General features: G+C 70.4%; 12 protein-coding genes and 1 pseudogene. 8 read left to right on the top strand and 5 right to left on the bottom strand.

The window, feature by feature from the left end; translation table 11 throughout:
* Positions 1–2 precede the first annotated feature (2 nt).
* Positions 3–827, top strand: a complete 825-nt coding sequence (locus B7K20_RS00470; protein WP_084099549.1) for an ATP-binding cassette domain-containing protein — start codon at positions 3–5, stop codon at positions 825–827.
* Positions 824–2,131: a DUF3500 domain-containing protein gene (locus tag B7K20_RS00475; RefSeq protein ID WP_084099550.1), complete on the top strand. Its 1,308-nt coding sequence runs from the start codon at positions 824–826 to the stop codon at positions 2,129–2,131. Before B7K20_RS00470 ends, B7K20_RS00475 begins: the two co-directional genes overlap by 4 nt.
* 119 nt (positions 2,132–2,250) lie before the next feature.
* On the opposite strand, the gene B7K20_RS00480 is transcribed toward B7K20_RS00475, so the two are convergent.
* Genes B7K20_RS00480 through B7K20_RS00495 form a run of 4 tightly spaced genes read right to left on the bottom strand, consistent with a single transcriptional unit; the run spans position 2,251 to position 5,695 of the window.
* Positions 2,251–3,081: a methylenetetrahydrofolate reductase gene (locus B7K20_RS00480; RefSeq protein WP_084099551.1), complete on the bottom strand. Its 831-nt coding sequence runs from the start codon at positions 3,079–3,081 to the stop codon at positions 2,251–2,253.
* Positions 3,078–3,929, bottom strand: coding sequence for a polysaccharide pyruvyl transferase family protein (locus B7K20_RS00485; RefSeq protein ID WP_234985637.1), 852 nt, complete (start codon positions 3,927–3,929; stop codon positions 3,078–3,080). The genes B7K20_RS00480 and B7K20_RS00485 overlap by 4 nt, the downstream gene beginning before the upstream one ends.
* A 42-nt stretch (positions 3,930–3,971) precedes the next feature.
* On the bottom strand, positions 3,972–4,655 hold the full coding sequence (locus B7K20_RS00490) for a GntR family transcriptional regulator (protein ID WP_234985638.1): 684 nt from the start codon (positions 4,653–4,655) through the stop codon (positions 3,972–3,974).
* On the bottom strand, positions 4,646–5,695 hold the full coding sequence (locus tag B7K20_RS00495) for a LysR family transcriptional regulator (protein WP_159449267.1): 1,050 nt from the start codon (positions 5,693–5,695) through the stop codon (positions 4,646–4,648). The genes B7K20_RS00490 and B7K20_RS00495 overlap by 10 nt, the downstream gene beginning before the upstream one ends.
* Positions 5,696–5,834: 139 nt before the next feature.
* On the opposite strand from B7K20_RS00495, the gene hpaD reads away from it, so the two are divergent.
* From hpaD to B7K20_RS00515, 4 genes and pseudogenes are all read left to right on the top strand, one after another.
* Positions 5,835–6,833 carry a 3,4-dihydroxyphenylacetate 2,3-dioxygenase gene (gene hpaD, locus B7K20_RS00500; RefSeq protein WP_084099553.1) on the top strand — a complete coding sequence of 333 codons (999 nt, stop codon included), beginning with the start codon at positions 5,835–5,837 and terminating at the stop codon, positions 6,831–6,833.
* Positions 6,834–6,889: 56 nt separating this feature from the next.
* A pseudogene (locus B7K20_RS00505) lies at positions 6,890–7,588 on the top strand (hypothetical protein); the annotation flags it as partial.
* Positions 7,585–8,373 carry a 2-keto-4-pentenoate hydratase gene (locus B7K20_RS00510; RefSeq protein WP_084099555.1) on the top strand — a complete coding sequence of 263 codons (789 nt, stop codon included), beginning with the start codon at positions 7,585–7,587 and terminating at the stop codon, positions 8,371–8,373. The pseudogene B7K20_RS00505 and the gene B7K20_RS00510, both read left to right, overlap by 4 nt.
* The gene (locus tag B7K20_RS00515; protein WP_084099556.1) at positions 8,358–9,164 is read left to right on the top strand and encodes an HpcH/HpaI aldolase/citrate lyase family protein; all 807 of its coding nucleotides are present in this window, start codon (positions 8,358–8,360) and stop codon (positions 9,162–9,164) included. The genes B7K20_RS00510 and B7K20_RS00515 overlap by 16 nt, the downstream gene beginning before the upstream one ends.
* A gap of 10 nt (positions 9,165–9,174) precedes the next feature.
* Here B7K20_RS00515 and B7K20_RS00520 read toward each other — a convergent pair whose 3' ends face one another.
* A complete protein-coding gene (locus tag B7K20_RS00520; RefSeq protein ID WP_159449268.1) occupies positions 9,175–10,854 on the bottom strand; it encodes a DUF389 domain-containing protein in 1,680 nt (559 codons plus the stop codon).
* A 112-nt stretch (positions 10,855–10,966) separates the two neighbouring features.
* Between B7K20_RS00520 and B7K20_RS00525 the strand changes: the two genes are divergently transcribed.
* Positions 10,967–12,517, top strand: coding sequence for a sugar transferase (locus tag B7K20_RS00525; RefSeq protein WP_144018445.1), 1,551 nt, complete (start codon positions 10,967–10,969; stop codon positions 12,515–12,517).
* A 100-nt stretch (positions 12,518–12,617) separates the two neighbouring features.
* Positions 12,618–13,418 (top strand): L,D-transpeptidase, encoded by an 801-nt coding sequence (locus tag B7K20_RS00530; protein ID WP_159449269.1) that lies wholly within the window; start codon positions 12,618–12,620, stop codon positions 13,416–13,418.
* Positions 13,419–13,421: the final 3 nt, after the last annotated feature.

Consider the following 13,421-nt stretch of genomic DNA (forward strand, 5'->3'; position numbering starts at 1 on the left):
ACATGAGCGCACCGCTGCTCCAGGTGAGCAACCTCAACATCGACTACGAGGTCTCCAAGGCCGGGTCGTGGCGCAAGCACACCCTCACCGTGGTCAAGGACGTGTCCTTCCACATCGGCGCGGGCGAGACCTACGGCCTGGTGGGGGAGTCCGGCTCGGGCAAGTCCACCATCGGCAAGGCCATCCTGCGCCTGGCCGACGTCACGCAGGGCCGCGTGCTGTTCGACGGCACCGACATCTCGACGTTCGGGAAGAACACGCCGCTGTCGTACCGCTCGGACGTGCAGGCCGTGTTCCAGGACCCCATCGCGTCGCAGAACCCCCGCCACACGGTGGGTCGGTCGGTGACGGATGCGCTGAAGCGTCACGGCATCGGAGACGCGGCCAGGCGCCATCGGCGCGCCGTCGAGGCGTTCGAGCAGGTGGGCCTGCGTGAGGGTCACCTCGAGCGCTACCCCTCGCAGCTGTCCGGCGGGCAGCTGCAGCGCGTCTCCATCGCGCGCGCCCTGGTGCTCGAACCGCGCCTGCTGGTGTGCGACGAGGCGCTGTCCGCCCTGGACCTGTCCACCCAGTCGCAGATCATCGACCTGCTGGACCGCCTGCAGACCGAGATGGGCATGAGCTACCTGTTCATTGCGCACGACCTCGCGGTGGTGCGGCATATCTCGCACCGCATCGGCGTGCTGAAGAAGGGCGTGCTCGTGGAGCAGGGAGACGCCGAGCAGGTGTTCTCACACCCCGAGCACGAGTACACCCGCGCGCTGCTCGCCGCGACGCCCGCCTCCCACCCGCGTGACCGTCGCCGCCAGGCGACGCTGGCGGCATGATGGCGCGCCAGAGCGAGGGCACGGACCTCGACGGCTTCTTCACCACCGCCCGCGTGGCGGCGCGCGACGAGGCCGTGACGGTCACCTCCGACTCGTACCGGTCCTTCGTCCTCGACCCCAGCGACGACGAACTGTCGCAGTGGCGCGGCATGTCGTTCAGGGACTTCTCCGCGGCCAAGCGCTCGCCCTGGTTCGTCCAGGAGCTCCTCGCCGATTGGCGTGCGCTCTACGACGAGCCCTTCCGCGGCCTCACCGAGGACGGCACGGTCCGGCCCGAGGTATGGGCCGATGCCGCTGTCAGTTCCGGCACCGGCTCGCCCGAGCAGGAGGCGGCCGCCCGCGCGGCATGGCGCCTGCTCGAGACCCTCGACCAGCCCCAGGTCGAGGCGGTCTCGTACCCGATCGACGCCCCCGAGTGGCGGGCGTGGTCCAACCCCGAGTTCGTGATCCACGAGGTGGGCCTTCGCCTCGAGGAGCTCGCGCTCATTCAGGCCGATGCCGCGCTGGGCGTGGTCGAGGCGGCCCTCAGCCCCGAGGGCTTCGCGCGCGTGGCCGAGGCCATGGAGCTCAACGGCTTCCTCGGTGATCTGACGGACCTGCCGCGCATCATGAACGACCGCTCCTACTGGTTCTCGCTCTTCGGTGAGCCCAGCGCGACCGAGCCGTGGGGCTTCCAGCTGTTCGGCCACCACGTGGACATTAACTGCGTGTTCGTGGGTGGGCGACAGGTGATCGCTCCGGTGTTCCTGGGCGCCGAACCGGCGCTTGCCGACGAGCGCGTGCCGCTGTTTGCGCACCGCGAGGCGCTCGCGATCGCGCTCGCGTCCTCGCTGCCGGACGCGCAGCGCTCGGCCGCCGTGGTCTACCAGTCGGTGCTGGACCCCGCCATGCCCGAGGGTCGCGTGCACCCCGCCGACGAGCGCCACGTCGCCGGCGCCTTCCGCGACAACCGCGTGGTGCCCTTCGAGGGCCTCCCGGTCACTGGGCTCGACGACTCCCAGCGCGAGCTGCTGCTCGAGATCGTCGAGGACTTCCTGCTCCTGTTGCCCGAGCCTCAGCGCGAGCTGGCGTTGGCGGATGTCGAGCGCTGGTGGGGCGAGACCCGCCTGGCCTGGTACGGCGCCACGGACGGATCGCAGCCGTTCTACCTGCGCATTCACGGGCCCTCGATCATCGCGGAGCTTGACCATCACGCGGGCGTGTGGCTCACCAACGAGGTACCGCAGCGCTTCCACGTGCACACCACGCTGCGCCTGCCCCACGGCAACGACTACGGCAAGGCCTTCCTCGCGCGCCTGCGCTAGTCCCCTCCGCCATCGGTTTGGCCCACAACTGTGACGCACGTGACGGGTGGGAACGGTGTGGCATGCACACCGTCCCCCTTGACCTCACCTGTCACAACCGTGGGCCAAACCGATTCGGGCTAGCGGGCGCCGATCCAGTCGAGCGTCGCGCCCAGCCCACCGAACGTGTACAGGTGCGTCGACGCCTCGCCGTGGACGCCGGTGTCGAGCCCGCCGAAGAGCGCGTCGAGGAAGTCGTCGGGGCCCGCGGTGCCCAGCATGCCGCCCAGCTGCGCGCCGTACTTGCGTGCCAGGCCCGCGGTGGAGGCGATGCCCATGCGTCTCGCGAACGCGAGCAGCCTCGCGACGCCCATGGGGCCCGGCACCCCCACACGGATGGGCAGCATGATGCCGTGCTCGCGCACGCGCGCGATCCAGGCCAGGACGGCGGGGGCGTCGAAGGACACCTGCGTCGTGATCGAGCCCGCGATGCCCTGATCGGCCAGCGCCGCGGCCTTGCGGGCCAGTGCGTCCCACAGGACGTCGTCGGGGATGTCGGGATGGCCCTCGGGGTAGCCTCCGATGCCCGCCTCGCGCACCCCGTGGCGCGCGAGCACGCCGGTCTCGATCACGGACAGTGCGCTGTCGAACGTCCCCGCGGGGGTGCGCGGGTCGCCGCCGATGACGAACACCGACTCCGCTGCGGCCGCATGCGCGAGGTCCCGCACCATGGACTCGAGCGCCTCGGCCGACGCGATCCGGCGCGCCGCCAGATGCGGCACGGGCGTGAGGCCGTGGGTGACGAGCTCGGAGGCAGTCGCGACGCGGTCGGCGTGGGTCTCGGTCGTGAGAGCCGTGACGTGCACGCGGGCGCCGCCACCGAGTCGCGCGGCCGCCGACTGGACCTGCGGCAGGTCCGCTGCGGAGATCTCGAGCGAGAGGTCCGCGAGGACGGCGTCGTGGCCGATCATCGGGCGGAGTCCGTGTGCCCGCCGGCCGCCGCGCCCCACAGGTCCCACGGGAACGCAGCAAGCAGGGGCGCCGTGATCGCGGCGAGGTCCAGGTTTGGCTCCGCGATGGCCGCTCGCGCCGCGTCGGGGTCGGCGGCGAACGCGGGAGCCTCGCGGCCCGTGCCCTCGTAATAGTCCTGGTACTTGAACGGAGGCTCGGCGCGCGGCCGGACCACGGCGCTCGGCACACCCAGCGCATCGGCGATCACGATCCCATGCAGGGATGAGGCGATCACCGCCTCCGCGCCCGCCACGGCCGCGATGACCTCGGCCACCGGCCGGCGCGGGCTCATGTAGCCGGGAAGGTCGCGCCACCGGTTCTCGTCGTGCAGGTTGGGCAGCAACACCACCCCGTGCGGCGCCGAGGCGCGCTCGATCCCCAAAAGCGCGGGAGCAAGCACTCCCGGGTCGCCGAACACGTCAGGCACGTCGAGCCCGCGCTCGCGCAGCGCCGCCGCCGTGCGCGGCCCGCGCACCGCCCTCAGGTCCAGCTCGCGTGGCCGGTAGGACCACTCGGGGACCTTGCCGTTGACGCCCGTGCCCCAGATCACGTCGCCCGGCTGGGCCAGGTGCAGGATCGAGCCCACGGTCAGCAGCCGGGCCGAAGCCGCGGCAGGGCCCGCGCCCACCTCGCCTGGCGCGCTCTCCACGAGCGCCCGCACCACGAGCGGCCCCAGCAGGTCGCCAAAGTTGTTCGCGCGCCGGTGCGGCCAGCGCACCCGGCGCAGCACCGGGCCGGAGCCCACGGACGCGCGCGCGTTCCAGTGCACCACCGGCACGCCGGCGACGCGGGCTGCCTGGCCCTTCACGCGTCCGTCCCTTGCGAGCTCACAGGACGAGCGTAGGGGGAGTCAGGCGGTGCGCTCTCCCTCGAGCGCGTTCTCGGCGGCGCGCTTCTTGTCGTCCTCCATGACCGCGTTGAGGTTGTTGACCTCGTGGCGGCGTGCGGCGGTCTCGATCATCTCGAAGTCGGCGCCGCCCTCGATGAGGTCCAGGATCGAGTCGTGCTCCGACAATGATGCGAGCGCGCGGCCCGGCGCGTAGAAGAACGCCGAGCGGCGGATCAGCTCGAGCCGGGTCCACTCGTGGTGCACCAGGGTGTTGAGGCGGTCGTCGTCGCAGCGCGAGCACAGGTGCTCGTGGAACGCGCGGTTGAGCTTGCCGAAGCGCGCAGTGTCGAAGTTGGCCAGCGCGTCGCGCATCTGAGCGTTGAGGCTGCGGGCGTGGGCGATGTCGTCGGCGGTGAGTTGCTGTGCCGACAGCGCGGTCGCGAGCCCCTCGAGACGCGCGAGCAGCCGCATGGTGCGCTCCCACGAGTGCGTGTCGAACGTCTTTACGAGCGCGCCGACGTTGGGCACGATGTCGACCCAGTCCTCGGCCTCGAGCCGGCGTAGCGACTCGCGCCACGGCACCGAGGAGATGCCGTGCTCGCGCGCCAACTGGTCGATGACCAGGCGGTATCCGGGTCCGTAGGTCCCATCCATGATCTTCGCCCGGAGGATGTCGTACGCCTGGTCGGCCTTGCTCACGGCCACGTCGTGCCCTCCTTGATCGCCTCGTCGTTGAGACGGTTTGCCGGTGTCGCGTAGCCGGGGATCGACACGCGCGGAAGCCTCCCGGGATCATATCGCAGATCGTGTGAGATCCACCGGATGCCAGGCACGCCATCATCTCGTATGGCCGATGCCGTGGCCAGCAGCCGCGCCACCGCCGGGTCGCGCTCGGCGCCCGGCCGGGTCAGCAGCAGAGCGGCCAGCGGCGCCGGGTGGGGCGTGAGGGGCCGGACGGTGACGGGGAAGCGGGACAGGGCATCGGCATCGGCCGCGGGCAGGATCCCCCAGGCAAGGCCTGCTTCGATGAGCGGCAAGGATGTCTGGATGGTCTCGGCGGTGCGGATGCGCGCGGGGACGATGCCATGGTCGCCCAGCGTCGTGTCGACGGCCTCGGGGAGACTCGCCACCGCGGCGGTGCGTCGTGGCAACACAAGCGTGCGCCCCGCGTAGTTCTCGAGCGGGAAGGGGGAGGGGGCATCGGCCATCGTGGGCGGCAAGACGGCGACCAACGGCACCTCGAGCCACGGCGTCACGGTGAGCTCGCCCCGATGGCGTTCGGTGAAGCGGGCGGCGTCGGCGACCAAGACGGCGGCGACATCGGCCTTGCGCGACTGCAATCGGTCGATGGCGGTCCACGGCGGCGGGTCGGTCACGAGGATCTCGACCTCGGGGGCGGCGGCGGCGTGGGCCGCGAGCAGGCGCGGGACGGGGCCCCACAGGAGCGCCGGCACGGCGGCGAGCGTGAGGGTGCCGGCGGTACCCTCGGCGAAGTGGGACAGGTCGGCGGCGATCTGGTCGGCGTCCCCCAGCAGCTGGGCGGCGCGCTCCACCAGGGTGCGGCCTGCGGCGGTGGGCGTGACGCCGCGTCCGGTGCGGTCGAGCAACTGCACGCCCAGCTCTTTCTCGAGCTTGCGGATCGCGACACTCAGCGGCGGCTGGGTCATGTGCAGCGACTCGGCGGCGGCGGTGAGGGAGCGGGTCTCGACGACGGCGGCGAAGTACCGCAGGTGGCGCAGCTCCATGGGGTTCCCTCTCGCGGTCCTTAACGCGTTAACTATTAGCGAAAGGCTATACCTCACCCAGGAAAGTCGAACTTCCCTGTATAGCGAGGGCGCCGCACACTGGACCCATCGGATCACCGTCGATCGAGAGGAGTCAGCGATGACGCTGCCCACCACCAACCGCGAGCCCGCCTTCGACATCACGCGGGCCAGCCACGTCCGCCTGGGATGCACCGACCTCGAGGCCAGCCGCGACTTCTACCGGGACACCATCGGCCTCGTGGTCACCGAGGAGACGGACACCGCGATCTACCTGCGCGGGCTCGAGGAGGCCGCCCACCACTCGCTGGTGCTGGAGTTCTCGCCCGAGGCCAAGGCGCACCGCGTGGGTCTGAGGGTCCGCGAGGCGCAGGACGTGCTGAACGCGGAAAAGTACTTCAAGGCGGTGGGCATCGAGTACGAGCGCGTCGAGGTCGAGCACCAGGGCCCCACCCTGCGATTCCGCGACCCCGTGGGCACGCTCATGGAGATCACCTCCGAGATGTCACTCGTGGAGCGCAAGATGGCCTCCTTCGACGAGTTCGTCGCCGGCGCCCCGCAGCGCCTGGACCACTACCAGGTGGTGACGTATGACGTGCAGGAGGCCACCGACTTCTGGACGGGCCTGGGCATGCGCATGAGCGAGTACACCGCGAAGGACGGCACCGACGAGCTGTGGGGCTCGTGGATGGAGGTCAAGGGCAACACCCACGACCTGGTGTTCACCAACGGCCGCGGGCCGCGCCTGCACCACTTCGCGTTCACGGTGCCCGACGCCACGCACATCATCCACGCCGCGGACGTCGCCGGCGCCCGCGGGTTCGGCCAGGAGATCGACCGCGGCCCCGGCCGCCACGGCATCTCGAACGCCCTGTTCCTGTACCTGCGCGACCCCGATCAGCACCGCATCGAGCTGTTCACCACGCACTACCAGTTCATCGACCTCGAGGACGAGCCCATCCGCTGGGACGTGTCCAACCCCAAGCGCGCCCAGCAGTGGGGCATGCCCGCCAGCCGCCGCTGGTTCTTTGAGGCGAGCGAGTTCCCTGGCGAGAACGTGATTGACCCCACCTTGACCGCGACCCCCGATACGCTCGAGGACTACCTGCAGCTCCACTGAGCCGCTGAGGAGAGACACGGATGACAGAGAAGTCGGCGTCCACCCCGGCGCACGGGCCCACGCTCGCCCCCGCCCTGCGCGAGAAGCTCCACCGGGTGCCCACCGCGGCGCTCTCGGGCGAGCTGCGCAAGCGCGGGATGAACGAGGTCACCATTGAAGGCGTCACGCCCCTGAACCCCGGCGTGAAGCTCGTCGGGACCGCCCGCACGTTGCGCTTCATCCCGCACCGCGAGGACCTCTTCGCGGAGCACGCGGGCGGCTACAACGTGCAGAAGCGTGTCTTCGACTCGGTCGACGAGGGCGAGATCATCGTCATCGAGGCGCGCGGCGAGACCGGGTCCGGCACCCTGGGCGACATCCTCGCGATCCGTGCGAAGGCGCGCGGCGCGGCGGGCATCGTCACCGACGGCGGCGTGCGCGACTGGGACGCCGTCACAGCGACCGGCCTGGCGGTCTACGCCGCCGGTCCGCACCCCGCGGTGCTGGGCCGCAGGCACGTGCCGTGGGACTTCGACCTCACCATCGCGTGCGGCGGCGTGGCGGTGCAGCCCGGCGACGTGCTGGTGGGCGACGCCGACGGCATCGTGGTCATCCCGCCGGGGATCGCCGAGGAGGTGGCCGATGCCGCCCTCGCCCAGGAGGATAAGGATGCCTGGATCGCGGCGCGGGTCGCCGAGGGTCACCCCATCGTGGGGCTGTTCCCCATGAACGACGAGTGGAAGGCCAGGTTCGAGCGCGAGCGGGGTGAGGCATGAGCCTCGACGCCGCCACACGCGACGAGATCGCCGCTCAGCTCGCCGCCGCCGAACGCGACCATGCGGTCATCGAGCGCATCACCGCGCGCTACCCCGACGCCACCGTCGAGGACAGTTACGCCATCCAAGCCGCGTGGCGCGACAAGGCGCTCGCCGAGGGGCGGCGCATCGCCGGGCGCAAGATCGGCCTGACGTCCAAGGCGATGCAGGCCGCGACGGGCATCACCGAGCCCGACTACGGTGTGATGTTTGACGACACCGTCTACGCCAGCGGCAGCGAGATCCGCCACGGCGACTTCCTCAACGTGCGCATCGAGGTGGAACTCGCCTTCGCCTTGAAGGCGCCGCTCGAGGGCCCCGACTGCACGCTCGAGGATGTGTTGGCGGCCACGGACTACGTGGTGCCCGCGCTCGAGGTGCTCAACAGCCACATCGAGCTCGAGGGCCGCACGATTGTCGACACCATCTCCGACAACGCCGCCTACGGCGCCATGGTGGTGGGGGACACACGCGTGAGGCCCGAGGACATCGACCTGCGCTGGATCGCCGCGCTGCTGCGCCGCAACGGCGAGATCCAGGAGACGGGCGTCGCGGCCGGCGTGCTCGACCACCCCGCCACGGGCGTGGCGTGGCTGGCCAACAAGTTTCACCAGCACGGCGACCGGCTCGAGGCCGGCGAGCTGATCCTCGCGGGCTCTTTCACCCGGCCCATGTGGGTCGAGAAGGGCGACGAGGTCGTGTGCGAGTACAAGGGTCTGGGAGACGTCAGATGCCGCTTCATCTAGCACCGACCCTGCGCGAGCGTCTCGCGTCCACCGACCGCGCGCTCGCGGGCGTGTGGGTGTGCTCGGGCTCCCCGCTCGTGGCGGAGATCTGCGCCGGATCGCGCGTGGACTGGCTGCTCATCGACATGGAGCACAGCCCCAACGGGCTCGAGTCGGTCCTCGCGCAACTCCAGGCCGTCGCCGCCTACGACGCGACGCCGCTGGTGCGGATCCCCACCGCCGACCCGGTGGTGATCAAGCAGGTGTTGGACCTGGGCGCGCAGAACATCCTGGTGCCCATGGTGAACTCGGCCGAGGAAGCCGTAGGCGTGGTGGCCGCCACCCGTTACCCGCCCCACGGCATCCGTGGGGTGGGCAGCGCCTTGGCGCGCTCGGCCAGGTGGAACCGGGTCGAGGGCTACCTCGCCGATGCCGCGAGCCACGTGTCCGTGTTCGTTCAGGTCGAGACGGCGCAGGCCGTGGACAACGCTGCCGAGATTGCCGCCGTCGACGGCGTCGACGGGGTGTTCGTGGGCCCCAGCGACCTGGCAGCGAGCATGGGGCTGCTGGGCCAGCAGGGGCACCCTGATGTGGTTGCGGCCGTGTTGCGCGCCTTCGAGGGGATCGCGAGCCAGGGCAAGCCCATCGGCGTCAACGCCTTCGTCGCCGATCAGGCGCGCGCCTACATCGAGGCCGGCGCACGGTTCGTGCTGCATGCCGCCGACGTGGCGATCCTCGCGCGCGCAACGGAACAGGTGGCCGCCGAGTGGGGTGCGCCCGACGGAGACGAGGGCCCGCCCGCGTCCTATTGAGTGCGGCCGGTCAGTCGCGCTCCTCGACAAGCCCCGCCGAGGGCGTGGGCGCGGGCAGGTGCGTGACCTCGACCGGCGTCACACGGATGGTGACGGCGAGGCGGCGAAACAGCGAGTCGTAGAACCCGTCCTGCAACTGCTCGGCCGGAGGGGTGTTCCCCGCGCCTACCAGGGACACGGTGACCTCGGTCGCGGTGACGTCGATCGACTCGACCGTGAAGGGGGAGTCGTCTCCCAGCCACTCCTCGACGATCTCCTGCGACTGTGCATCGACCGCGGCGGTGGCGACCAGTCCGCGTGAGGTGAACATGAGCGGCACCATGACGACGAGTGCGAGAGCCACGAACGGGATGACCGTGGTGAGAATGCCGGAGGCCCGGGATTGGAGCGCCCATGGCCGGGCAAAACCGGTGAGGACGAAGACGGCACATGCGGCGAGCACGATCGCCACGAAGTTGGTGAGAAAGAGCAGGAAGGCGCCCGCGGCATCGTCCATACGCCCACCGCCCAGTGCGACGCCGACGACGGCGAGCGGCGGGACGAGCGCGACGGCGATCGCGACGCCCGCGATCGACGAGGACACGCGCTTGTCCACCGTGGCGAACGCCCCCGCCGCGCCGGCGGCGATGGCGATCAACATATCCAGGATGGTGGGGCTGGTGCGCGAGACGATTTGGGTGTTGGTGTCGAATGTCACGGCCACCGGTGCCCATGCGGCCAGCCCGTACGCAAGGGTGATCGAGACCGTGACGCCCAGGCCGACCATGACGGCGGAGTCCACCGCGCGCCGTCCCCACCCGTTCACGATGGCGCCCGCCAGCCCCAGGATCGGCATCATCAGTGGGGCGACGAGCATGGCGCCGATCACGACGGCCGTGGAGTCGGCGAGCACGGCGTAGGTGGCGATGGCCACCGACAGCACGAGCATGACCCACCACGACGACCGCTTCGACAGCCGTGCCGGGCTCTCGTAGTACAGCGAGTCCGCCAGCTCGATGCGGCGCTCACGACCAATGTCTGAGCCGACGATCCAATCCCAGAGCACCGCAAGCATGCCGTCGGAGTCGGGGTCCGCCGCCACTGGCGCGGATCCCTCGTCACGCCGCAGGCCCCAGGTGATGAGGATGAGACCCAGGAGGAGCGCGACCACGGCCGCGCCGGAGATGATCGCGCTCGTCACGGTCTCGGGAGACACGACGGCGAGCACGCCCAGCGCGACGGCCGTGATGCCGCCGGTGATGCGCACGCCTCGATGCGACGAGTCGCGTCGAGCGGTCGCGCGGATCACGAAGGCCAGGCCGCGGACGACGACATAGAAACCGACCAACAGCACCGTCAGCCTCAGCCCGATCTCCGCCCCGGCGTCGAACGCGAAGGCGGCCACGCCCAACAGCACCGCAAACGCGATCGACATCAGCCCACGCGTGAGCGACCACACGCGATTGCCGGCGCGACGCACGCGGCGACGGGCGCCGAAGGCGAACGCCACATCGAGCACCCCGACCAGGGCGAAGGCGATCACCACGACGGCGCTCACGGCGGCGGTGGCGAGGCCGGGCAGGAGCAGCACCGCCCCACCCGCCGAGGCGAGAATAAGCCCCTTGAGCGACGCGGGGTTGCTCAGCGATGCGGAGGCGTGCCGCAGCCGCGCGCTCCATGAGTCGCTCTCACTGCGCGAGGTGTCACCCATCGCCTCTCCGTTCCCCAGCCCTCCCTTGGCATCGTACGGCGCGGTGGTCGGGACGCGTCGGCCCGCCATTGTCAGAATGCGCCGCTATTGTTGACGCCGTAACAAAAAACTCTTGAGGGAGAGTGCAGTGGGGGGAGCCACGGTGGCAGAGGCCAAGGAAGCGACCGGCATGCAGCCGGCAGACGTGACCGGCGCCGTGCCGTTGATGCAGCCCAGCACGCAGCGCATGCATGGCCGGCGAGGCTGGGCCAAGAAGTACGAGCGCCGCCTGGCCTGGTCCGATGCCTTTGTCGTCACCCTTTCGATGGTCCTCGCGCATGGCGTGAGATTCGGCTGGGAGCCCTTTATCCCGGTGCAGGGGAACAATGCGCCGGCGTATTTTTTGGTGACCATCGCGATTGTGGTGGTCTGGGTGATTCTCCTGGGCTGGACCAAGTCCCGCGACGCCGCCGTCCTGGGTCACGGCCCGGAGGAGTTCCAGCGCGTCATGCATGCCTCGTGGCTGGTGTTCGCGGGCATCGCGATCGTGGGCTTCCTCACCCAGTGGCAGATCAGCCGCGGCTACCTGCTCTTCGCCATCCCCTTCGGCACGCTCATGCTGGTGATCTACCGCGTGGCGTGGCGCTCGCTGGTGAAGTCGCAGCGCGACGCCGGCTACCTCCAGGCGCAGTGCGTGGTGGTGGGCCCACCCAAGACCGTACGCCAGATGATCCGCCGCCTCCACTCCGTGCCGCGCGCCGGCTACGCCATCGTGGGCGCGTGCCTCCCGGGCGAGGGCGCCGCGAAGCACACGACCATCGAGGGCGTGCCCGTCCTGGGCGGCGCCGACGACGCCGCCGAGCACGCCATTCACGCCAACGCCGAGTACGTGATCTTGGCCGGCACCGACGCCATCTCCCTGCGCGAGACCAAGGAATTGGGCTGGGAGCTCGAGGGCACCGGCGTGGGCCTCATCGTGGTGCCGACCATCGTCGACGTCGCCGGCCCCCGCGTGTCCATGAGCCCCGTGGACGGCTTGCCGCTCATGCACGTGGACGCCCCCCGCTTCGAGGGCGGCCGCTACGCGCTGAAGAACACCATCGACAGGATCTCCGCCTTCCTCGGCCTGGTCATCCTCGCGATCCCCATGGCGATCGTCGCGCTCGCGATCAGGATCGAGAGCCCCGGCCCGGTGCTCTTCAAGCAGATCCGTGTGGGCGTGGACCACCGCTTGTTCACCATGTACAAGTTCCGCTCCATGTACACCGACGCCGAGCAGCGCCTGGCCGCCCTCCACGCCGAGCAGGGCGTGGACGCCGGCAACGAGGTCCTGTTCAAGATGAAGGACGACCCGCGCGTGACCCGCGTGGGCAAGATCCTGCGCCGCTTCTCCATCGACGAGCTCCCACAGCTCATCAACGTCCTCAAGGGCGACATGTCGCTGGTGGGCCCGCGCCCGCCGCTGCCGCGCGAGGTGGAGCAGTGGGAGGAGAACGTGGGGCGCCGCCAGCTGGTGAAGCCTGGCCTCACGGGCCTGTGGCAGGTCTCGGGCCGCTCGGACCTGGACTGGGAGCAGTCCGTCCGCCTCGACCTCTACTACGCGGAGAACTGGTCCATCGCCGGCGACCTGGTCATCCTGGCCCGCACCGGCTGGGCCATCGTCGCGGGCCGCGGCGCGTACTAAACGGCCCCTCGGCCGGTAGCCACCAGTGACATTCGTCACTAGGCTGATGGGGCGTGTCGTGAGGGCGCCACGCTCCTGGAGGCAAAGCATGAACAGGCCGATGCGCGCGCTGGCTTTCGTGGGCGCGTCCGCCCTGATCCTCGCCGGCTGCAGCGGCAATCCGGAGCCGGTGGTCTCGACGTCGGCGACCTCGGCGCCCGTGCCGAGTATTACTGCGCCGGACGTCGAGACCTCGCCCCAGGGCGGCGACGTCGATGTCACCGCCGCCAGCTACATCGTCACCGCGCCCAGCGACAGCGTCGACGTCTACGACGAGGTCGACGGCACCGTCACCCAAACCGTCGCCGCCGAGGATGTCCTCACGGCCCCCGGCCAGACGCCCCTCACCTTCCTGGTGAAGGAGCTGCGCGACGACTGGGCCGAGGTCTACCTGCCCATCCGCCCCAACGGCTCCACCGGCTGGATCCCGCTGGCCGACGAGCAGCTCACCGCCACGTCCTACCGGCTCGAGATCTCCCTGACGGACTTCACGCTCAGCCTGTTCCAGGGCAACGACGAGGTCTTCACCACCGACGTGGGCGTGGGCCGCGACGACCGCCCCACCCCCGGCGGCGTCTATTACATCCGCGAGCTCCTGCAGCCGCCCAACCCCGAGGGGGTCTACGGCCCCTTCGCCTACGGCCTCTCGGGCTACTCGCCGGTCCTGGACGAGTTCAACGGTGGCGAGGCGATCATCGGCATCCACGGCACCAACGAGCCCGAGAAGCTCGGCAGCTACGTCTCCTCGGGCTGCATCCGCATGGCCAACGACGCGATCACGGAGCTCGTCACCGAGTTCGGCATCCCGCTGGGCACCCCGGTCTACATCTCCGACCAGGCCGCGGACCTCACCGCCGCGTAAGGC

This window comes from Demequina sp. NBRC 110051, assembly GCF_002090055.1.
Lineage (GTDB): Bacteria > Actinomycetota > Actinomycetes > Actinomycetales > Demequinaceae > Demequina.